Source organism: Microbispora rosea (genome assembly GCF_900156315.1).
GTDB lineage: Bacteria > Actinomycetota > Actinomycetes > Streptosporangiales > Streptosporangiaceae > Microbispora > Microbispora rosea.
Genome location: NZ_FTNI01000049.1, coordinates 1 through 20,935 on the forward strand (window position 1 = coordinate 1; position 20,935 = coordinate 20,935).

Annotated in this window: 17 protein-coding genes; 10 read left to right on the forward strand and 7 right to left on the reverse strand. The window is 72.8% G+C overall.

Features of this window, described 5'->3' with window-relative positions; genetic code table 11:
• The 3 genes from BXA11_RS43545 to BXA11_RS39280 form a co-directional block, all read left to right on the forward strand.
• A partial coding sequence (locus BXA11_RS43545; protein WP_208865598.1) for a hypothetical protein occupies window positions 1-375 on the forward strand: 375 nt, incomplete at its 5' end.
• 49 nt (window positions 376-424) lie between these two features.
• Window positions 425-1,096, forward strand: coding sequence for a response regulator transcription factor (locus BXA11_RS39275; protein WP_076442951.1), 672 nt, complete (start codon window positions 425-427; stop codon window positions 1,094-1,096).
• Window positions 1,093-2,442 carry a sensor histidine kinase gene (locus BXA11_RS39280; RefSeq protein WP_076442953.1) on the forward strand — a complete coding sequence of 450 codons (1,350 nt, stop codon included), beginning with the start codon at window positions 1,093-1,095 and terminating at the stop codon, window positions 2,440-2,442. Before BXA11_RS39275 ends, BXA11_RS39280 begins: the two co-directional genes overlap by 4 nt.
• A 99-nt stretch (window positions 2,443-2,541) precedes the next feature.
• On the opposite strand, the gene BXA11_RS39285 is transcribed toward BXA11_RS39280, so the two are convergent.
• A complete protein-coding gene (locus BXA11_RS39285) occupies window positions 2,542-3,273 on the reverse strand; it encodes a dienelactone hydrolase family protein (protein ID WP_030509709.1) in 732 nt (243 codons plus the stop codon).
• Between the two features lie 228 nt (window positions 3,274-3,501).
• Window positions 3,502-4,242 carry a DUF998 domain-containing protein gene (locus BXA11_RS39290; protein ID WP_076442955.1) on the reverse strand — a complete coding sequence of 247 codons (741 nt, stop codon included), beginning with the start codon at window positions 4,240-4,242 and terminating at the stop codon, window positions 3,502-3,504.
• Window positions 4,243-4,652: 410 nt separating this feature from the next.
• On the opposite strand from BXA11_RS39290, the gene BXA11_RS39295 reads away from it, so the two are divergent.
• The 4 genes from BXA11_RS39295 to BXA11_RS39320 all read left to right on the forward strand — a co-directional run bounded on the left by BXA11_RS39295 (window position 4,653) and on the right by BXA11_RS39320 (window position 9,892).
• Complete coding sequence (locus tag BXA11_RS39295; protein ID WP_076442957.1) at window positions 4,653-5,003, forward strand: YciI family protein; 351 nt, start codon at window positions 4,653-4,655, stop codon at window positions 5,001-5,003.
• A 113-nt stretch (window positions 5,004-5,116) separates the two neighbouring features.
• Window positions 5,117-7,516, forward strand: coding sequence for a DUF6596 domain-containing protein (locus BXA11_RS45685; protein WP_239105138.1), 2,400 nt, complete (start codon window positions 5,117-5,119; stop codon window positions 7,514-7,516).
• Window positions 7,517-9,187: a sensor histidine kinase gene (locus BXA11_RS39315; RefSeq protein WP_083744908.1), complete on the forward strand. Its 1,671-nt coding sequence runs from the start codon at window positions 7,517-7,519 to the stop codon at window positions 9,185-9,187.
• A gap of 42 nt (window positions 9,188-9,229) precedes the next feature.
• A complete protein-coding gene (locus BXA11_RS39320) occupies window positions 9,230-9,892 on the forward strand; it encodes a response regulator transcription factor (protein WP_076442959.1) in 663 nt (220 codons plus the stop codon).
• Here the strand turns inward: BXA11_RS39320 and BXA11_RS39325 are convergent.
• The 4 genes from BXA11_RS39325 to leuA all read right to left on the reverse strand — a co-directional run bounded on the left by BXA11_RS39325 (window position 9,855) and on the right by leuA (window position 16,646).
• The gene (locus tag BXA11_RS39325) at window positions 9,855-10,496 is read right to left on the reverse strand and encodes a phosphatase PAP2 family protein (protein WP_076442961.1); all 642 of its coding nucleotides are present in this window, start codon (window positions 10,494-10,496) and stop codon (window positions 9,855-9,857) included. The two genes, BXA11_RS39320 and BXA11_RS39325, sit on opposite strands and share 38 nt — an antisense overlap.
• A gap of 108 nt (window positions 10,497-10,604) precedes the next feature.
• A complete protein-coding gene (locus BXA11_RS39330; RefSeq protein WP_083744909.1) occupies window positions 10,605-11,951 on the reverse strand; it encodes an APC family permease in 1,347 nt (448 codons plus the stop codon).
• A 70-nt stretch (window positions 11,952-12,021) separates the two neighbouring features.
• Complete coding sequence (locus BXA11_RS39335; RefSeq protein ID WP_076442965.1) at window positions 12,022-14,820, reverse strand: helix-turn-helix transcriptional regulator; 2,799 nt, start codon at window positions 14,818-14,820, stop codon at window positions 12,022-12,024.
• A gap of 92 nt (window positions 14,821-14,912) precedes the next feature.
• Window positions 14,913-16,646: a 2-isopropylmalate synthase gene (gene leuA / locus BXA11_RS39340; protein ID WP_083744910.1), complete on the reverse strand. Its 1,734-nt coding sequence runs from the start codon at window positions 16,644-16,646 to the stop codon at window positions 14,913-14,915.
• A 363-nt stretch (window positions 16,647-17,009) separates the two neighbouring features.
• On the opposite strand from leuA, the gene BXA11_RS39345 reads away from it, so the two are divergent.
• The 3 genes from BXA11_RS39345 (at window position 17,010) to BXA11_RS39355 (ending at window position 19,835) form a co-directional block, all read left to right on the forward strand.
• Complete coding sequence (locus BXA11_RS39345; protein WP_076442967.1) at window positions 17,010-17,891, forward strand: UbiA family prenyltransferase; 882 nt, start codon at window positions 17,010-17,012, stop codon at window positions 17,889-17,891.
• Window positions 17,892-17,933: 42 nt separating this feature from the next.
• Complete coding sequence (locus tag BXA11_RS39350; RefSeq protein ID WP_076442969.1) at window positions 17,934-19,022, forward strand: sensor histidine kinase; 1,089 nt, start codon at window positions 17,934-17,936, stop codon at window positions 19,020-19,022.
• Between the two features lie 126 nt (window positions 19,023-19,148).
• Entirely contained in the window at window positions 19,149-19,835 is a 687-nt protein-coding gene (locus tag BXA11_RS39355; protein WP_239105139.1) for a response regulator transcription factor, read from the forward strand.
• A gap of 34 nt (window positions 19,836-19,869) precedes the next feature.
• Here the strand turns inward: BXA11_RS39355 and BXA11_RS39360 are convergent, their stop codons facing one another.
• Window positions 19,870-20,820, reverse strand: a complete 951-nt coding sequence (locus tag BXA11_RS39360; protein ID WP_083744913.1) for an aldo/keto reductase — start codon at window positions 20,818-20,820, stop codon at window positions 19,870-19,872.
• Window positions 20,821-20,935: the final 115 nt, after the last annotated feature.

Sequence of the window (20,935 nt, forward strand, 5' to 3'; positions counted from 1 at the left end):
CCGGACGCCTTCATCGCAGCGGTCGCGGCCAACCTCGGGCTGCCGATCCCACAGGTCCAGGACGCTCTGCAACCAATGGTCTCCGAGCCCGCACCGGCAGGTGACGACCAAGGCAAGCTGAACAGCATGGACAAGAAGGCCCTGGACGGCCCGCAGGACTCGCCGTTCACCACCGACGCCGCGGCGGCGTCCCTGGCCGCGGCGCTAGGCGTCGATCAAGCCAAGGCCAAGGCCGCTCTGGCCACTGTGGTGGCGTGGGGCAGAGTCGATCCGACGTCCAAGGCCTTCGGTGACATCGCCGCCTCGCTCGGGGTCACCTCCGACCAGCTCAACACCGCGTTGAGCGATTTGAAGCGGTCACTGAACGAGGGCTGACGACCACCGCGTCTCAGACAGCTTCAGGATCGACGGTGAGGATGGGCGAATGCGGATACTTGTGGTCGACGACGACCCGGCTGTGCGGCGGTCCTTGGAGCATGCGTTGCGCCGGGACGGCTACGACGTTTCGTCCGCCGCCGATGGGGCGTCCGCCCTCGCCGAGCACGGCGTGTTCCGCCCGGACGCGGTGGTTCTCGACGTCCTCATGCCCGAACCGAACGGGCTGGAGGTGTGCCGGACGCTACGTGAGGGCGGGCACGACACGCCGATCCTGATGCTCACGGCCCGGGACCTGGTCATCGACCGGGTCGCCGGGCTCGACGCGGGGGCCGACGATTACCTGGCCAAGCCCTTCGCCTTGGAAGAGCTGCGGGCCCGGCTCAGAGCCCTGCTCCGGCGCAGCGGCGCCAGGGCCGAGGTGCTGCGCTTCGCCGACGTCGACCTGGACGTGAGCGGCTGCAGGGCCGAGCGCGCCGGCCGGCGCCTGGATCTGACCAAAACGGAGTTGTCCCTGCTGGAGCTGTTCCTGCGCAACCCCGGCCGGGTGCTGAGCCGGACCCAGATCTTCGAGTCCGTCTGGGGCTACGACTTCGGCCCCGAGTCGAACGCACTGTGGGTGTACATCAGCTACCTGCGAAGCAAACTCGAAGCGGACGGCGGCGGCAGATTGATCCAGACGGTGCGCGGCCTGGGGTATGTCCTGCGCGAGGAGCCATGAACCTGCGCACCCGGCTGGCGATCGCCGGCGGTTCCGTGGTCGCGGGCGCCCTGGTGCTCGTGTCGGTGGTCCTGTATCCGGCCGTGGACGCCAACCTTCGCGGCCAGATGGACAGCGCCCTGGTCGCGGCCGCCGGCCGGGCGCCGGAGGTGGCCGCGGCCATCAAGGCCAAGTTCAGGGACGCCAACGGGGAGCCGGGCTTCCCGACTGCTCCGCTGGGGATCGGAAGCACCCAGCTGCAGATCGTGCCGGGCCCGGTCCAGGTCGGGCCGTCGACGGAGTTCGTCGACCTCACCGCCCGCGACGTCGCCGTCGCGGACGGCACCGCAGGCGCCTACTTCCGTGACGCGGTCTACGACGGAGTCGCCTACCGGGTCTACACCGCCCAACTGCCCGAATCATCGGGGACGCTCGTACGCACAGCCATCCCGGAATCCGATCCCGCACCCACGCTACGCGAACTCGCCTGGCTGCTCGCCGGCTCGACGGTGGCCGCCGGACTTCTGGCGGCACTGGCCTCACGCCTGGCAGCACGCCGCGTCCTCCGCCCGGTGCACCAGCTCACCGAGACCGTCGAACTGATCCGCACGACCGGCGACCTGTCCATCCCGATCCCCGCCGACGGCCGGGACGAAATCGGCCGGCTCGGCTCGGCGTTCGCGGCGATGACCGCCGCCCTGGACGAATCGGTTGGCGCCCAGCGCCGTCTGGTGGCCGACGCCTCCCACGAACTGCGCACACCGCTGACGAGCCTGACGGTGAACCTCGAGCTGCTGTCGGAGAACCCGGCCGACGCGCAGGCCCCACTCCTCGCCGCCGAAGCGCTCGGCCAGGCCGGCGAACTCACGACATTGGTCAACGACCTGATCGACCTGGCCCGCTACGGCCAGGCCCCCTTCCACACGGAAGACGTCCGTCTCGACCTCGTCGCCGAGCGTGTCGCGGCCCGCGCGGCGCGCCGGGCCCCGCACATCGGATTCGAGCTGACCTGCGCGCCCACTCTCGTCCACGGAGACCCCGACGCCCTGGAACGCGCCGTCGCGAACCTCGTCGACAACGCCGTGAAATGGAGCCCGTCCGACGGCCGGATCAGGATCAGCGTCAAGGCGGGCACCCTCGAGGTCGCAGACGCCGGCCCAGGGATTCCCGACAGCGACCTCGAATTCGTCTTCGACCGCTTCTACCGATCACCCACGGCCCGCGCGCACCCTGGCTCCGGACTGGGCCTGGCCATCGTCCGGCAGGTCGCCGAGGCTCATGGCGGGACGGCCGAAGCCGTGCCGTGTCGAAGCGGCGCGTTACTGCGGCTGATCCTGCCGACGTGTGCCGAACAGGCGGAGCCCTAGGCACCCCCTGGTGGGGTGCCTAGGGTTCCTTGCACTCGGCGGGAATCGTGTGCACTCGCAGCCTCGGGCCTGCCTGAAGGTCCGAACGCCGTACAGGCTCTAACCGAGGTGCCGCGCGAAGAACCGCAGCGAGCTGCCGGTCTCGAACTCGGGGATCTCCCCGTGATCGCCGGGGTTTGCGTGCAGCGTCTTGTCGGCCGCCCCCAGAGCGTCGAACAGCGCCAGGCCCTGGGCCCGCGGCACCTTGTCGTCGTCCCACTGGAGCAGGAACCGCACCGGGACGGTGACCCGGGCCGCGGTCTCGGCCAGCCCGTCCACGCCGAGCAGGCCCAGCACCGCCGCGCGGACCCGGGGCTCGGCGGCGACGAAGGGCACGCCGAGCCCGCAGCCCATCGACATGCCGAAGTAGCCCACAGGGCCGGCGCCGACGACGTCGAGTTCCTGCACAGCGGTCAGGACCGCCTGCCACTCCGGGACGGCGTGTCCGGCCAGGAACGTGTGCATGGTGGCGAGATGCGGGGCGACGTCCTCCCCCGCGGCCATTCCGGCCCGCAGCCGGGCCACGACCTCGGCGAACTCCTCGGTTTTCGGCCGATCGCCGTGGTTGGGCGCATCGACCGCCACCACTGCGAAACCGCCCTCGGTGACGAAGCGGCGCGCGCGGGCCACGATGCCGGGCGCCTTCTTGTGCTGCCCGCCGCCGTGGCCCATCAGGATCAGGGGACGAGCCCCGGCGGCGTCTTCCGGCGTCCACAACACACCGGGAATCTCGCCGAGGATGAACAGCTGTTCGGTGACGCCGTCCGACGACGTCCGAGAGATGAAGCGCAAAGCGTTACACGCCTTTCGGGATGCCTTCTGCGGGCGCTCCCTAGACCATGAAACGGAGGGAGCCCCGACCTGCCACAGCGTTGATCGGTCTCACCTCCTCGGGTCGCGGCGATGCACGGCGACGCCGAACGTATCACCAGACGGCACAGAGCTCCCAGTGATTTATCACCAGGAGCTCTGTGCGGCCTCCCCGTCGGGTCAGCGTCGCCCGAGTCAGCGTCGCCCGGGTCAGCGTCGGCCGAGGTCCGCACGCTTGGCGGCGGCGACCACCGAGGCCCAGGCCATCGCGACGAGCACGCCGACGCACAGGGTGAGGGAACCGGCCCGCCCGCCGGACATGGCCCATCCGTTGCCCAGAAGGAGAGCCAGGCCGCCGAGCCGGGAGGCGACCGCGTGCCGGGCCCGCCCCGCACGGGCGAAGTGCCGGCCGAGGACGAAGCAGGCCGCGATGAGCGCGGTGAAGGCCACCGAGCCGGCCGCCATGTGCAGCATCGCGTGCCAGCTCATCCCGGCCGGGGCCCCCAGCGGGGTGCCGGCGGGGAAGCCGTCCCCCGGGTCCATGCTGAAGACCCCGGCCGCCGCGAGTCCGGCGCCCTCGACGAGCAGCAGCCTGGGCGCCCACGTCCCTCCGGGCGTGCCGCGCATGACCCTGCGCAGTCCGATCGCCCCGGCGACCGTCAGGACGGCGGTGATCCAGAAGTTGCCGATCTGCAGCCACCCGAGATCTCCGGTGCTGAGCATGCTGAGCGGGTGACGGAGCAGGTCGAACCCCTCGCGGGTGAACGCCTGCGTCAGCGAGACGATCCCGAAGACCGGCGTGGTGAGCACGGCGCAGGTGAGCAGCGCACGCGTCGATCCCGTGGAGACCGCCGGGCTCGCGGCACCCGCCTGGCCCGGCGCGGAGCGCCGTGCGGCCGGCCGCGCGGTGAGCGGAGAGGTGAGCGGGGTGGTGTGCTGCGTGGCGGTCATGGGTGTTCCCTTCTTCGGTGTCCCGGGCTTAGGTGTTCCGGGCTTAGCTGTCCCCGGCTCAGGCGCTCCGGGTCTGGTGTTCGGGTTTTCGGTGTTCGGGTCTTCGGTGTGGTCCCGGCCGATGCGGTGTCCGGCCTCGCTCACACGTCGAACGGCGGCCGCGCGATTCGACCATTCGTGTCCGCCCGTGCCGCCCGCCCGCCGCCTCCCCCGCCCACCAGCGGCGACACCCGCGAGTGCGCATTCCCTGTCAGATGCGCATTCCCTGTCACATGAGCCGAAGGCGCAGGTCACGACGTGTCAGGATCGGAGCCGGTCGATTCCGGCTCGTCCCGCACGACGTGGAGGTGACGGCGGGGACCGGCGAACGGCCCGGCCAGACCAGAGGATCGGAAAGAAGGAGAACGACGATGCGGTTTCTGATGACCACCAAGGGCGGCTCCCGCACACCGGATGCGGCGATGATGGCCGAGATGGGCGCCTTCATCGAGGAGATGACCAGGACGGGCGCGCTGCTGGCCACCGGCGGGCTGGAGCCGGGCGGCCTGCGGATGATCTCCTCCGGCGGTGAGATCACCGTGACCGACGGCCCCTTCACCGAGGCGAAGGAGGCGATCGTCGGCTTCGCCCTGATCGAGGCGCGGTCCCGTGAGGAGGCCGTGGAGCTGGCCCGCCGCTTCTGGAAGATCGCCGGCGACGGCGAGGGCTGGGTCCAGCGGGTGTTCGGCCCCGAAGACGCCCCCGGGCCCGGCCCCCGCTGACACCGGAGCACGCCGGGCAAGGCCGTGATCAGGCAGATGTCCGGCCCGCAGGCGCCCCCGGTGACGTACGCACCGGGTTGCGCCGCGGGCGGGCCGGTGCTGTCATCGGTCGGGTGACGTCGCTGGACGCCCACCGCGTCGTGGACGCGGTCTGGAAGATGGAGTCCGCGAGGATCGTCGCCGGCCTCGTGCGGATGGTCGGAGACGTCGGCCTGGCGGAGGAACTGGCGCAGGACGCCGTCCTCGCCGCGCTGGAGCAGTGGCCCGAGGCGGGCGTCCCGGACAACCCGGGCGCCTGGCTCATGGCCGTCGCCAAGCGCCGCGCCGTCGATCACCTGCGCCGGGAGGAGCGGCTCGACCGCGGGCAGGAGCAGCTCGCCCACGATCTCGCCACCCGCCCCGACGACGGCGAGCGTGACGTGGACGACGTGGTGAACGCGCTCGACGGAGAGGTCGGCGACGACGTCCTGCGGCTGATGTTCGTCTCCTGTCACCCGGTGCTGTCCACCGAGGCCCGGGTCGCGCTCACGCTGCGACTGATCGGCGGCCTGCGCACCGACGAGATCGCGAGGGCCTTCCTCGTCTCCGAGAGCGCCGTCGCCCAGCGGATCGTGCGGGCCAAGCGGGCGCTCGCCGACGCGCACGTCCCCTTCGAGGTCCCGTCGGGGCCGGATCGGGCGGCCCGGCTGTCGTCGGTGCTCGAAGTGATCTATCTCGTGTTCAACGAGGGATATTCGGCGACGGCCGGCGACGACCTGATGCGCCCGTCCCTCTGCCTGGAGGCGCTGCGCCTGGGCCGCGTCCTGGCCGAGCTGGCCCCGGACGAGGCCGAGGTGCACGGCCTGGTCGCGCTGATGGAGCTGCAGCAGTCGCGCTCGGCCGCGCGTACCGGTCCGTCGGGGGAGCCCGTCGTGCTGCACGAGCAGAACCGGGGGCGCTGGGACCCGCTGCTCATCCGGCGCGGCTTCGCGGCGCTACTGCGGGCGCGGCAGGCCGGCGGCCCCCTCGGCCCGTACGTGCTGCAGGCGGCAATCGCGGCCTGCCATGCGGGGGCCGCCACGCCGGAGGAGACCGACTGGCCGCAGATCGCGGCGCTCTACGAGGCCCTCGTCAGGGTGTTGCCCACGCCGGTCGCCCAGCTCAACCGCGCGGTGGCGCTCGCCATGGCCTACGGGCCGCGCGCCGGTCTCACGCTGGTGGACACGCTGAACGGAGAACCGGCGCTCAAGGGCTATCACCTGCTGCCCGCCGTACGCGGGGACCTGCTGGCCCGGCTCGGCCGGCACGACGAGGCCCGGACGGAGTTCGAACGCGCCGCGTCCCTCACCCGCAACAGCGCGGAACGGGCAGTGCTGCTGCGGCGCGCCGCGACCTGCGCCCGGACAGCCGAGGAAGCCCGGAAAGCCGAGGAAGCCGGGACAGTCGAGGAAGCCCGGAAAACCAAGGACGGCCAGGAGGCCCGGGAAGGCCGGGAAAACCCAAAAGCCCAGACAGCCCGGGATCCCCGGGAAGCCCTGGACGAGGCCGCGGAGGCCCCGGATCAGGTCGCGGACACCGGAACGGCCGGCACGGCCGGGGAGGCCCGGGACGAGGCCGAGGAGGCCCGGGCGGCTCGGGACGAGGCCGGGGCGGCCGGAACGGCGGGCGCAGCCGTCACCCTCGGCAGGGCGATGACGCTCTTCCTGACCCGGCCCGGTCTGAGCGCCGACACCATGCGGTCCTACAGACAGACCCTGACGCGGCTGTGCCGGCACCTCGGCGAGGACGTCCCGCTGCGTGACGTGACGTCCCACCGGATCGCCGAGGTCTTCGCCGCGGCGTGGGGCACGGCGGCGGGCGCGACCTGGAACCGGCACCGCGGGGCGCTGCGGTCGTTCGCCGCGTGGGCGGCCGGGCACGGCTGGGCGGCCGCCGACCTCGCCGCTCCGCTCGACCGGCGGCCCGAGCCCCGGGGCCGCACCCGTCCCATCGACCGGGCGCGCCTGGAGAGCCTGTGGGAGCGGCCGGACCTCCCGCTGCGCGAGCGCGCGCTGTGGCTGCTGCTGTACGAGAGCGCGGCACCGGCGGAATGGGCGCTCTCGCTCAACGTGGAGGACCTCGACCTGCCCGGCATGCGCGGCGAGGTGAAGGCCAGGGGGCACTGGCTGCGCTGGCAGTCCGGCACGGCCGCGCTCCTTCCCCTCCTCGTCGGAGACCGCCGCCGGGGCCCGCTGTTCCTCGCCGACCGCAGGCCGGGGCCGGGCCGCATGCCGGCGGCGGCCGACCTGTGCCCCCACACGGGCCGGGGCCGCCTGTCGTACGAGCGGGCGGAGTATCTGTTCAAACGGGCCACCGCGGAGCTCGACTCAGAGGGCGGCGGATACACGCTGCACCGCCTGCGCCACTCGCGCCTGGCCCACCTCGGCGAGGACGGCTGGTCGGCGCCGATGCTCATGTCCCTGTCCGGCCACGCCAGCGCGCGGACCCTGCACGGATTCGTCCGGGTCCCGCGACCTGCGGATACCGTTGCCTGAGTGGGGAGGAAAGCGGCATACCTCAAGGACGTCCTGCTCTGTGTCGTCCTCGGCCTGCCGGCGTGGTGGGCGGGCCTCACGCACACCCTGGCGGACAGGTACACCTGGCCCGAGGTGATCGCCGGGCTGGCGGCGATCGGCGTCGCCGTCGCGCTCGCCCGGCCCCGGCCGCTCGTGGCGATGCTCGTGACGGCCGCGCTGTGGGCGGGCTCGGTGGCCGTGCGGGGCGACCCCACCGTCTTCTTCCTCGCCCTGGCGGTGATGAGCTACCTGGCCGGGGTGCGCATGGCCCGGGCGCGGCCCGCCCTGCTCGGCCTGTCAGCCGCCGCGGTCGCCGCCGCCGCTGTCGTCCCGTCCGTACGGTGGCTTCTCGCGGGCCGGTGGGATCCGGGCGCTTGGTTCTTCGCCGTCACGGGCATCGCACTGTTCGGCCTGGTCCCGTGGCTGGCGGGCCACGCACGGCACCAGAGTCTCGCCCTGACCAGAGCGGGCTGGGAACGCGCCGGGCATCTGGAGCGCGAGCGGCGCATGCTCGCCGAGCAGGCGCGGCAGCGCGAGCGGGCAGCCATCGCGAGGGAGATGCACGACCTGCTCGGTCACGACCTGAGCCTCGTCGCGCTGCGGATCGGGGCCCTGGAGGTCGCCGCCGGCCTCCCCGAGAGCGAGCGCAGGGCGGCGGGCGAGGCCCGCGCGGCGGTCACGGCCGCGGCGGAGCGCCTGCGCGACGTCGTCGCCGTGCTCGGAGACGGCCCGGAGCATGGCGGCACAGACCACGGAAACCCTGAGCACGGTGGCCCTGAGCACGGTGGCCCTGAGCACGGTGGCCCAGAGCACGGAGACCCAGAGCATGAGGACACGCCGTCCTCGCCTGGGGAGAGCGTGGACGAACTGGTCCGACGTGCCGCGGCCGCGGGGATGGCGGTGACGCTGCACGGCGCACAGGCGGAGGCGGGAATACCCGCGCCCGCGCTCGCCACCGTACGGCGCGTCGTCCGCGAGGGGCTGACCAACGCCGCCAAGCACGCGCCCGGCGCCCCCGTCACTGTCACCGTCACCGTACGGCTCGCGCACGCACCGGGCGAGACCGTGGTCACCGTCGCCAACGCCGCACCGCACCGGCCCGGCGGCGGCGTGACGGGCGGACACGGGCTGCGGGCGCTGGCGGAGCGGGTCCGCCTGCAGGGCGGGTCCCTGCGGAGCGGTCCCGCCGACGGCGGATTCGCCCTGACCGTACGGCTCCCGCACACCGTGCCCCCGCGTGTCCCCCCGCCTGGCGGGCCGAGTACGGCGTCGCGGCCGGTGGAGCTGGATCTGGCGCTCGCCCGCGGGCGGGTGCGCCGCACCCGGCTGGCGGCGGCGCTGGTCTGCCTGGCCGCTGCGGGCGGAGTGGCGGCGTTCGTGCTGGGGTTCACGGTCTACGAGGCGGCCACCTCGGTCCTGCCGCCGGCCGAGTTCGCGAAGCTGCGGGTGGGGCAGGCCGAGTCCGAGGTCGCCGCGGTGCTCCCGGCCAGGACCAGGATCGACGATCCGTCCTGGCCCGAGCCGCCGATCCCGCCGGGCGCCCGGTGCCGCTACTACAGCACCAGCCCCGAGCCGTTCGGCGAGTTGGAGCTCTACCGGCTGTGCTTCGCCGAGGGCCGGCTGGTCGCCAAGGCCTTCCTGCCCTCCTGAGCGGCGCTCGGCGACTCTCCACCCTTCCGTAGCATCGAGGGCATGCACGCGATCCGGGTGGTCCTGGCCGACGACGAACCGGTGATCCGGGCCGGGGTGCGGGCGATCCTGGCGGCGGACCCGGGCATCGACGTGGTCGCCGAGGCCGCCGACGGACGTGAGCTGGTGGACGCCGTCCTGGCGCACCGGCCCGACGTCGCGGTCGTCGACATCCGGATGCCCGGTCTGGACGGGCTGGCCGCCGCGGCCGAGGTGCGCAGGACCGCCCCCGGCACCGCCGTACTGATCATGACGTCCTTCGGCGAGGACGCCTACGTCGCCAGGGCGCTGGGCGACGGCGCGGCGGGGTTCCTGCTGAAGACCGGGGATCCGCGCGAGTTCCCCCTCGGGGTGCGGGCGGCCGCCGAGGGCGGCGCGTACCTGTCGCCGCCGGTGGCCGCACGAGTCATCCGGGGACTCGCCGGCGACCGGCTGTCGCGCTCGGCCGCGGCCCGCGAGCAGGTCGCGGGGCTCACCAACCGGGAGCGCGAGGTGCTCGCCCTGGTCGGCGAGGGCCTGTCGAACGCGGGCGTCGCCGCCCGCCTGCACCTCGCCGAAGGCAGCGTCAAGACCTACGTGAGCACGATCATGAGCAAGCTGGGCGTGCCCAACCGGGTGCGGGCGGCGATCATCGCCCACGAGGCGGGGCTGGCGGGCGGACGGTAGTCAGCACCGCCGCCAGCGCCGGGCGCCGCCGCATCGCGGCGACCAGGGCGGTCGCCGGGTTCCGCAGAGCCAGCAGGACCAGCGGCGCGATCAGCGCGCCGAACAGCAGCCCCACCGCCACGTCGTGGGGGTAGTGGACGCCGACGAATACCCGGGAGAACGCCTCCAGCAGCGCGAACGCCGGCGCCGCCACCGCCGCGCCGCGCCACAGGGCGACCAGCGCGACGGCCGCCGCCGCGGCGAAGGTCGCGTGGTTGCTCGGCAGCGACCAGTCGCCGTACGGCGGGCAGGGTGCCACCGTGACCACGTCGGTCAGGTCCCAGCAGGGGCGCCGCAGCCGCAGGACGCTCTTGACGCCCTCGCTCGCGAGGTAGGCCGTCGCCACGGCGACCGGTGCGAGCAGGGCGAGCGCCATCCTGCGGTCGTCCCCCCGCCGCGCCCGCCACCAGCCGAAGACGAGGAACGCGAAGAGGACCGCGGGGACGGCGTCCGTAGCGACCGCCGCCGCGTCGCGTACCCATGCGGGGGTGTGCAGGGCGAACGCGGTGACCTCCCGATACCACTCGGCGCTGATGTCCGGGACGTCCTCGATCTCGTCGCCCACCGGTTCCCCTCCGTGCCGCTCCCCGCCGGTCCGTCCGGCCCCTCGACCCTAGGGACCGGACGGACCGGCGGGCACTCGCGGAAAGTCGCCGGCGACCCTTCACTTTCGTCAATGTCCGGCCGGGACGGCCGCCTCCCCGCGGGTGAACCGCGCGTACGCCAGGGCGGCGCCGCCGACCAGCAGCGGCCAGACGAGGTAGACGCCCGACGCGGCGACCAGCAGGGCGACCGCCACGAGCGCGAGCAGGGCGGCCGCCCTGGCCCGGCCGCGCGGCAGCAGCCGTATGGCGGCCGCCACGCCGATCGCGTAGACCACCACGAACGACCCGTTGGTCATCAGCACCAGCGGCCGGATGCCCGTCCCCGCCGCGTACACGACGGCGAGCGCCAGGAAGGACAGCACGGCGACGACCGCGAGGCTGCGCCGGGGCACCTCCCCGGCGACGCTGCCGCGGGAGAGCCAGCCGGGCAGGGCGCCGTCACGGCCGAGGGCCGCGCCGAGCTTGGCCGCCCCGGCCCAGTACGCGTTCATCGCGCCGAGCGTCAGCAGCAGCGCGGCGACGGCGGCGAGCAGCCGGGCGTTGCCGCCGAGGCCGAGGGCCAGCAGGTCGCCGAGGGGCGCCCGCGCGGCCCCGGCGGCCGGGCCGAGGACGGCGACGGTCGCGAAGGCGACCGACAGGTACAGCACGCCGACGACCACGACGGCCGCCGCGGCGGCCCTGGGCAGGTCCCTGGACGGCCTGCGGAAGTCGGCGGCGAGGTGTGTGATCGCCTCCCAGCCGGCGAAGCTCCACACCAGCAGGGCCGCCGCCGGGGCGACGGCCGTCCAGCCGTGCGGGGCGAACGGCCGCAGGTTGGCCATGTCGGCGTGCGGGAGCGACAGCGCCACGGCGACGACGAGCAACGCGACGAGCAGTCCGGCCAGCCCGAGCTGGACCCGGCCGGTCACCCGCAGACCGGAGGCGTTCGACACGGTCACGACCGCCATCAGCCCCGCCGCCGTCAGCGTCGCGGTGCCGGTCCCGCCACCCACCGCCGCGGCGACGTACTCGCCGCCGAACAGCGCCGCGGCGGCGGCGCTCGGCGGGATCGCGAAGTAGAAGCACCAGCCGACGACGACCGCGGCCCGGTCCCCGAAGGCGAGGCGGGCGTAGGTGGACACGCCGCCGGAGTCCGGATGACGCGCGCCGAGCGCGGCGAACGCCGCGGCCAGCGGGGCCGACAGCACGACCAGGCCGAGCCAGGCCAGCAGCGACGCCGGTCCGGCCGCCTGGGCCGCGAGCGCGGGCAGGGCGATGACGCCGGTGCCGAGCACCGCGCCGACGTACATGGCGGCGCCCTGGGCCGCCGTGAGGCGGCCCGCCGGTGTGGTGGTGGCAGGGGTGGTGGTGGCAGGGGTGGTGGTGGCAGGGGTGGTGGTGGCAGGGGTGACAGGTGTGGCGCTCGTCCGAGTCATGCGCGTTCACCTTCCAGTCAGGGAAGTGGCCGGCCGGGGAAGCCCGGCCGGCCCAGGTCGTGGAGCTGTCTCAGGCGGAGGTGCTGAACTCGAGGCTCGCGGGCAGGTCGGAACGTCGGGTGACGTTGAGCTTGCGGTAGATCCGCGTCAGGTGCTGCTCGACCGTGCTGACCGTGATGTAGAGCTTGTCGGCGATCTCGCGGTTGGTGTATCCGACCGCGGCGAGCGAGGCGACCCGGCGCTCGGCCTCGCTGAGCGTCCCCGGGCCGCTCTCCGTGCGGGGCGGCTCGGCCGGCTGCCCGGGACCGCCCTGGGTGAGCGCGTTGACCAGCGGGACGGCCTCGCACTCCTCCGCGATCCGCTGCGCCTGCCTGGCGACCGTACGGGCGCGGCGCAGCTCGCCCACCGCCTGGTAGGCGTCGGCCAGGTCGGCCAGGGCCCGGGCCAGTTCGTACTGGTCGCCGCTCGCCTGCAGCATGTCGGCGGCGCGGCGCAGCAGCGGGGGACGCTGCCGGGGCTCGCTCGCGGCGGCCGTCAGCCGCAGGCCGGTGCCGCGGGCGCGGACCGGGCCGGGGGCGCAGCGCGCCACGTGCTCGTCCAGCAGCGGCCGGGCCCGCTCCGCGCGGCCCATGCCGATCAGCGCCTCGGCCGCGCCCGTCCGCCAGGAGACCAGCCCCGGCGAGTCGAGGCTCCAGGAGCCCATCAGCTCGCCGCACGTCTGGAAGTCGCGCAGCGCCATGCCGAGGTCGCCCGTCGCCAGGTGGTAGCGGCCCCGCGCGTTCAGGTAGTGCAGGCCGTATCGGGTCTGGAGCATGGCCTCGGGCACGGGCTGGTTCACCAGCTGCACGGCCTCGTCGAGCCGGCCCATCGCGGTCACCGCGGTCAGCAGCACCGACAGCGGGCCGCCGACCGCGACCCCCCAGCTCGTCGGCGGGATGAGCCGTACGGCCATCTGGGCGAGGCTCTCGGCGCCCTCCAGGTCGCCCTGCCGCAGGCTGATCTCGGCACGCAGCGCCGCGAGGCGGGCCTGCCTGCTGGGCGCACGCCGGCTGGCGGCCTCCTCGAAGAACAGGTCGCACCAGGGGGCCGCCAGGTCGGGCCGCTCACCGTAGATCAGCGCGAGCAGGGCGCACTCGACGGCGTCCATCGACATGTCGTCGAGGCGGGAGCCGCGCAGGATGCGCTCCACGTCGGCCAGCGTCTGCGGGTGCGGGCCCTTGGTCAGCACCGCCGCGAGCGCGGTGGCGGCCTCCAGCCGGCCGATGACCGGCGCGGACGGCGGCGCCTGCGTGCTCATGTCGGTGACCCTCGGGATGTGCGCCAGGAACGGCGTGTAGGAGCAGCGCAGCCACGGCCGGGCGGCGCGGATCTCGGCCACGGTCTCCGCGTCCATGATCGAGCCGATCCGGCCCAGGTGGTCGAGCACGTCGCGGGCGTCGTCGAAGCGGCCGTGCCACAGCAGCGCCTTGGCCAGCACGACCGCGTCCGAGCCGCGCAGGTGGCCGCGGTGCATGGCGTCGGTGAGCTCGTCGAGGTGGACGGCGGGGGCGCTGGGGTTGAGCCGCCACTCCGCCCGCACCAGCGTCGTCTTGATGGTGGCGCGGCGCTGGTCGTCGGTGCACGCCCCGTCGGCCAGCCGCAGGTAGTCGACGGCGGGCTCGACGCGTCCCTCGCTGAGCGCCTGCCGGGCCGCCTCCTCCAGGATCGGCACGGCCCAGGACCCCCCGTTGTGCTGGGCGGCCAGCAGGTGCTCGGCGATCACGGCCGCCGGTGCGCCCTGGCCGTAGGCCAGCTCGGCGGCCCTGCGGTGCAGGTCGGTCCGCTCGTGCCGGTCGAGGTCGGCGAGCACGGCGGCGCGCGCCTGGGGGTGGCGCAGGTGCAGGTCGGCGCCGACCAGCCCGGCGTTGTGCAGCGCGTTGAGCGCCTGGACGACGACGCCGGCGTCGAGGTCGAGCAGCCGGTCGAGGTGGCCGGGGTCGCCGGCGACCGCCAGACCCCGGGCGACGCGGGCCGCGAGCGGGTGCCCGCGGCGCAGGCACGACTGCACCGCCTGGCGGTAGGCGTCGCCCGCGACGATCTCGTCGATCCCCGCGTCCGGCTCGCTCTCGGCCGGGGCGCCGCCGGCATCGGCCACGGCGAGGTGGTCCTCGATGAGCGCGCCCACGAGCAGCGGGTTGCCGCCGCTGACCGCGTGCCAGTCCGCGGCGAACCGCCGGGCGACGTCGTCGCCCACGATGTCGGCGGCCATGATCTCGACACCCTCGCGGGACAGGGCCGACAGAGGGAGGCGGCGGCAGTGCGGCTGGCGCAGCAGCTCGGTCTGGAACAGCGAGGGGGCGTTCCACGCCTCCTCCGACTGGCTGAAGATCGCCAGAATGTGGGCGAAGCGCAGCCGGCGGGCGAGGTAGGCCAGGCAGAGCTGCGAGGCGCGGTCGGCGTGCTGGATGTCGTCCACCACGATCATGAGGGGGTGCCGCTCGGCGAGTTCGAGCAGCACCATGCACAGGGCGTGCACGATGTGGGCGTCGACCTGGTCCACGTAGTCGGCCAGCGGGTCGGCCGACATGGCGCAGCGGGCGCCCTCGTGCAGCAGGTTGCGGGTGCGCTCCTCCTCCTCGGGGGTGAGCGGCGCGTTGTGCAGGATCTGCGACAGCACGGCCAGCGCCAGACCCGACTCCGACTGCGAGCAGGTCGCGGTCAGCGGCAGGGCGCCGTGCTCCAGCGCGTCCTCGACCAGAGTGTTGAGCAGTGCGGTCTTCCCCGTCGCGACGGGCCCGCCGACGATCGCGATCTTTCCTCTGCCGGTGACGGCGTCGGCCAGCATGTCCTCAAGGGAGGCCAACACCTCTTCCCGCTCTACCAGGGCCATAATGAGCCTCCCGAATTCCGTTCGTTTTCCGGCCGCACGGCCGGGTTCACAATGTGCCGTGACTTAGGTAAAGCTGCTGTGTCGAACCGCGTTCAGCCGACCAGCGTCATTCGAGCGGAAACGCCCTCGCCGGCCTGCTTCGCCGTGCCTTCCGCGTCCGTTTCGCCCGCACGGGCCAGCGCCGAGCGGACGGCGGCGAAGGACGCGGCGACCACGTCGCGGTCGAGGCCCACCCCCCAGACCTGCCGCCCGTCGATCACGCACTCGGCGTAGACCGCGACCTCCTGGTCCTCCGGGCTCCCGGCCGCGGCCTCCACGCCGGTGCGGTGGACCATCTGCACGTCCACGTTCCAGACCGCCAGCCGGGCGCCCAGGGTGCGGATGGCGTCGGCCCGCGGCCCGGTGACGTCGAAGCGCGCGCCGTCGACGTACAGCGTGGTCTGCAGCGGCCGGCCGCCGAGCCCGAGCGGGACGGTGATCTCGGTCCGCGACAGGTACTCCTCGTCGAACAGGTCGCGGACGACGGCCGGGGTGATCTCCCCGCCCGAGCCGTCCGCGTGCGCCTGCACGACGCGGGCGAACTCCGCCTGCAGGCTCTTGGGCAGGTTCAGCCCGTGCCAGGCGCTCAGGATGTAGGCCACGCCGCCCTTGCCCGACTGGCTGTTGATCCGCACGACCGCCTCGTACGTGCGGCCGACGTCCTTCGGGTCGATCGGCAGGTACGGCATGCGCCACGGCAGGTCGTCCACGCTGACGCCGGCCTCGCCGGCCTCCGCGGCCAGCGCGTCGAAGCCCTTCTTGATGGCGTCCTGGTGGGAGCCGGAGAAGGCCGTGTAGACGAGGTCGCCGCCGTACGGGTGGCGGGGGCTGACCTGCATCTCGTTGCAGTACTCGACGGTGCGCCGGATCTCGGTGATGTCGGAGAAGTCGATGCCGGGGTCGACCCCGTGGGTGTACATGTTCAGGCCGAGCGTGACCAGGCAGACGTTGCCGGCCCGCTCGCCGTTGCCGAACAGGCAGCCCTCGATCCGCTGGGCGCCGGCCAGGAGCGCCAGCTCGGAGGCGGCCACGCCGGTGCCCCGGTCGTTGTGCGGGTGGATCGACAGGCAGACGTGCTCGCGGCGCGACAGGTTGCGGTCGAGCCACTCGATCTGGTCGGCGAAGACGTGCGGGAGCGACCGCTCGACGGTGGTCGGGAAGTTGAGGATGATCTCCCGGCCCTCCTCCGGCTGCCACACGTCCATGACCGCCTCGCAGACCTCCAGCGCGAACTCCGGCTCGGTCTCGTTGAACAGTTCGGGCGAGTACTGGAACCCGAGGTCGCAGTCGCCCAGGGTGGCCTCGGCGTACTTCATCATCAGGCGGGTTCCCTCGACGGCGAGGTCCCTGCACTCGTCGCGGGTCATGCCGAAGACCACCCGGCGGAAGAGCGGGGCGGTCGCGTTGTAGAGGTGGATGTTGGCCCGGGGCGCGCCGGCCAGGCTCTCCACGGTCCGCCGGATCAGCTCGTCCCGCGCCTGCACCAGAACCGAGATCCGCACGTCGTCGGGGATTCGGTCCTGCTCGATGAGCATGCGCACGAAGTCGTGGTCGTCCTGGCTCGCCACCGGGAACCCGACCTCGATCTCCTTGTAGCCCATCCGTACGAGCAGGTCGAACATCGCGAGCTTGCGCTCCGGGCTCATCGGGTTGACCAGCGACTGGTTGCCGTCGCGCAGGTCGGTGGACAGCCATCGCGGTGCGGCCTCGATCGTCCGGTCCGGCCAGCGCCGGTCCGCCAGGCGGACGGGGGTGAAGGCCGAGTAACGGGAAGGAGAGCTGCTCATGAGGAATTCCTTTCTCATCGGCGACCTTGCCACCGAATTCGCGACCGACCGTTTCTCCGAAAGCTGTCCGCGAATCGCGCCTACTTCCTTCCGGAAGGCCGTCCAAATTGCTGGTGATTCGCTGACCGGTACGTTGCCGAAGCTACAAGCGCCCTGGTCAAGGGGCAAGGGAGAAGCAACTAGAGTGCGCCCCGTCTCACCCGTACGATCGGTAGGGGTATCGAAAGTTGTAGTCCCGGTACAACCTCCCGGGCGGCCCTCTTAACGCCCCCCTGAATCGGACACATACTCCGAATCATGTCGATCAGCAGAGCAGCGTTCCCGGCCATTTCAATTTCGCCTTTCCGAATCCTCGGAATGTGCATGACCGAGGCGCGCCCGTCCGTTCTGGCCATCTTCTTCCTGCGGTTCGCCGCCGGCGCGGCCCTGGACGCCGGACTCGCCCCCGCCGACCCGTTCCGCCTCGTGGCGGGCGCGCTGGTGTGGCAGTGCGCGATCTTCTTCGTCTACCTGTTCAACGGCGTGATGGACGTGCGGGAGGACCGCGTCAACGGCTCGCACCGGCCGATCGCCCGCGGCGACCTCGACCCCGGCCAGGCGAAGGTCATCGCGTGGGCCGCCGCCGCGGCCGCCCTGCTCGGCGCGCTGCTGCTCGGCGGCCCGATGATCTGGCTGGTCACGACGGTGCTCGTACTCGGCTACCTCTACTCGGCGCCACCCTTCCAGCTGAAGAAGTGGTCCAGTGCCACCGTGGTGGTCGGCGGGCTGTCCGGCCTGCTGTCCTACTGCGCGGGCTACACCTCGTGCGGGACCGGCCCCTCCGGGCAGGAGGCGATCGCGCTGCCCGCGTTCGCCGTCGCGGCCTCGCTGTGGATGGGCCTGGTCGGCACACCGGCCAAGGACCTGCCCGACATCGCGGGCGACCGCTCCGCCGGGCGCGTCTCGTTCGCCGTGAGCCGGGGAGAATGGCCGGTCAGGCTGCTGCTGTCGGCGGTCGCCGCCTCCGTCGCGCTCGCTTTCAGCGGGGTCGCACTACTATTGCGGGTGCCGCTCGGCATGGCGCCGGCCGCGATGCTCACCGGCGCCTCGCTGCTCGTCGTGATCACTCTTACTCCGCTTTCCCGGGGGTCCCGGGTGCGCCGCCGCCTGCCCTACCGCGCGTTCATGACGACGCAATACGCTGTGCATTTGGCTGTTCTTCTCCCACTGGTGTCACAATTCTTATTGTCTGGACGTGCGGCTTAGTCCAGGATGGAGGCACTCGTCCGCTTCCTCTCGGAGGGTCCATTGGCGGGAGACGGAGAACTCGGACCGGCGGTCCCGGACTTCGAGGCATTCCTTGAAGAGCATCGCTCCGAGATTCTGGAAGCGTACGCACGGAACCTGGCGGCTCTGGACAGCCCGATCAGCCGCGACCCGATCGCCCTGCGACAGGCGATGGCGAACGCGGAACAGATCCTCGACGACGTCGCGGAGACTCTGCGAGCCGGCACCATCAAGGTGGGCGACTCCCACAAGATGATCGCGTGGGAAGTGGGGGTGACCAGGGCGGCGAGCGGGGTCCACCCGGACGAATCGCTCCGCGCGGCGTCGGTGTGGTTCCAGGCGGTCGTGACCTGCCTGCTGGAGCGCATGCCCGGCGACGCCGAGTCGATGCGGCTGCTCACACTGGTCGTCCTCGGGCTGGAGCGCAGCATCACGACACGGATCAGGGAGGCCTCGGCCAGCTACTCCAGCTTCCTGCTCGACAAGGTCCACGAGGCCCAGGTCGAGGAGCGCCGCAGGATCGCCAGGGAACTGCACGACCGGCTCGGGCACGGCCTCAGCGTCGCCCACCGGCAACTGGAGTTGTACGATCTTCATCGGGCGAGCAAGCCCGCGACGGCGACCGCCAAAGTGGAGACCGCCCAGCAGGCCATCCTGGAGACCATGCAGAACCTGCGCGCGGTCACCAGCGACCTGCACCCGCAGGAGCCGCTCAACAGCCTGGAGAAGGCCCTGCTCTACTACCTCGAAACCGTGGACATGGACGAGGTGGACATCCGGCTGCGGGTCAGCGGGGACGAGACGTGGGCCTCCCCCGCGGTGCGTGACGAGTCCTTCCTCATCCTGCGTGAGGCGACCAGGAACGCGCTCAAGCACGGCGACCCCGCCAAGGTGCTGATCCGGGTCGCCTTCGCCCCCCACGAACTGCGGGCGTCGGTGGAGGACGACGGCCTGGGCTTCGCCGAAGGAGGCCGCCGGTCGGACGGAGTGGGCCTGCTGTCGATGCAGGAACGGGCCGCGATCATCGGAGGGACGACCACCATCACCAGCAGGCCGGGCCACGGCACGCACGTCGAACTGTACGTGCCCTTCTCAGGGCTCCCGGCATGAGCGAGCGCAGCGAGCGAATCAGACAACCATGAGCGAGCGCAGCGAGCGAATCAGTCCACACAGTGCGATTCGCTCATGCGACCCCGAGCCGCCAGGCGAGGGGGCAGAATGAGCGGATCGGACAAAATGATCAGAATCGCCGTCATCGACGACCACGCGCTGTTCCGCGAGGGCCTCCGCGAGATCCTCGAGACCCAGGAGGACTTCGAGGTCGTCGGCGAGGCGGGCGACTCCGAGGGGGCGGTGGCCCTGGTCGAGCGTGAGCGGCCCGAAGTGGTCCTCCTCGACGTCGAGATCCCCGGCGACGACGCCACGCAGACCGTGACCCGCATGCGCGCGATCTCGCCCGAGTCGCAGATCATCATCCTCAGCATGTACGACGGCCCGCAGCTGCTGAGCCGCCTGCTGGCGGCGGGCATCCGCGGCTACCTGCTCAAGAGCGTGCACCGCCAGGAGCTGATCTCGGCCGTCAGGAGCGTCAGGAACGAGCCCGACCGGCTCGTGCTCGCCGTTTCGCGCGACTCCTTCGCCCAGGTGCAGGGGGGCGGGTCGAAGGTGGTGCTGACCGACAGGGAGCGGGAGATCCTCGAACTCGCCGCCCAGGCGCTGAGCAACTACCAGATCGCCACCCGGCTCACGCTCACCGAGGCGACGATCAAGCGGCACCTGCACAACATCTTCACCAAGCTCGGCGCGGTCTCCCGGATCGACGCGGTCAACAAGGCGCTGGCCGCCTCGCTCATCTCGCCGCGCCGCGACCAGCCGGCGCCCCGCCCTCGCCCGAACACCCCGGGCCTGCGGGGACAGCGCTAGATTCCCCGAGCCGCGGCGCCCGTCCGCGGAGAACTCACTCCTCCCGCAGCGGATACGTCCCGGCGAGGCGGGCCTTCACCGGCTCGGGCAGCAGGATGCCGGCCGCGGTGAGGTTCATCTCCAGGTGGACCAGGTCGCGGGTGCTCGGCACCGGCACGATGTCGTCGCCGCGCGTCAGCAGCCAGGCGATGGCCAGCCGCCCGATACCGACGTCCATGTCGGCCGCCACCCCCTGGGCGTCGCGCAGCCGCAGCAGCTCCGCCTCCAGGCTCTCCGGCGAGAAACGCGGGTCCGTGCGGCGCACGTCCCCCGGGCCGAGCTGGACCGGCGAGGTGATCCTGCCGGTCAGGAAGCCCCGGCCGAGCGGCCTGCCGGCGACGACGCCCATCCCCAGCTCGCGCGCCACCGGCAGCACCTCCCGCTCCGCGCGGCGCTGCCACAGGGAGTACTCCACCGCGACGGCGGCGACGGGCCGCGCCGCGTGTGCGCGCCGCAACAGGTCGCCGTCCAGCCCGCGGACGCCGATGTGCGCGATCTTCCCGGCGTCCTGGAGCCGGCCGGCCGCGCCCATCGTCTCCTCGATCGGCGCGACGGTGGCGCCGGGGTCCACCACGAACAGGTCGATGCGCTCCAAGCCCAGGCGGGCCAGGGACGCGTCGCAGGCGCGGCCGAGGTCCTCGGGGCGGGACACGCAGCCTCGCCCCTCCCATCGGGCCGTGCCAGGTGCGGTCGCGATCAGGGCCTCGTCGGGCCGGTGGGCGACGGCCTTGCCGACCAGGCGCTCGGCCTCGCCGTCCGCGTCGATCAGGTCGATCAGCGACACGCCGCCGTCGAGCGCGCGCAGGACCACCCGGATCGCCTCATCGGGGTCGACCGGGCCGTACGCGCCGGTCAGCGCGGTGCACCCGAGCCCGAGGCTCGTGGAGACGAGACCCTGCCCGCCGAGGTTCACGCGCCGCATGACGCCGCCCGCGACCCGCTCCACCGTGGCCGTTTGAAGAGTTTCGATATCGCTTCGTCATTCACGTGGACACCGCTGAAAGTAATGGAGGTACAAGAAACGCGAGGATGCACCTGATACCACTCAGATTGCGCGAGGC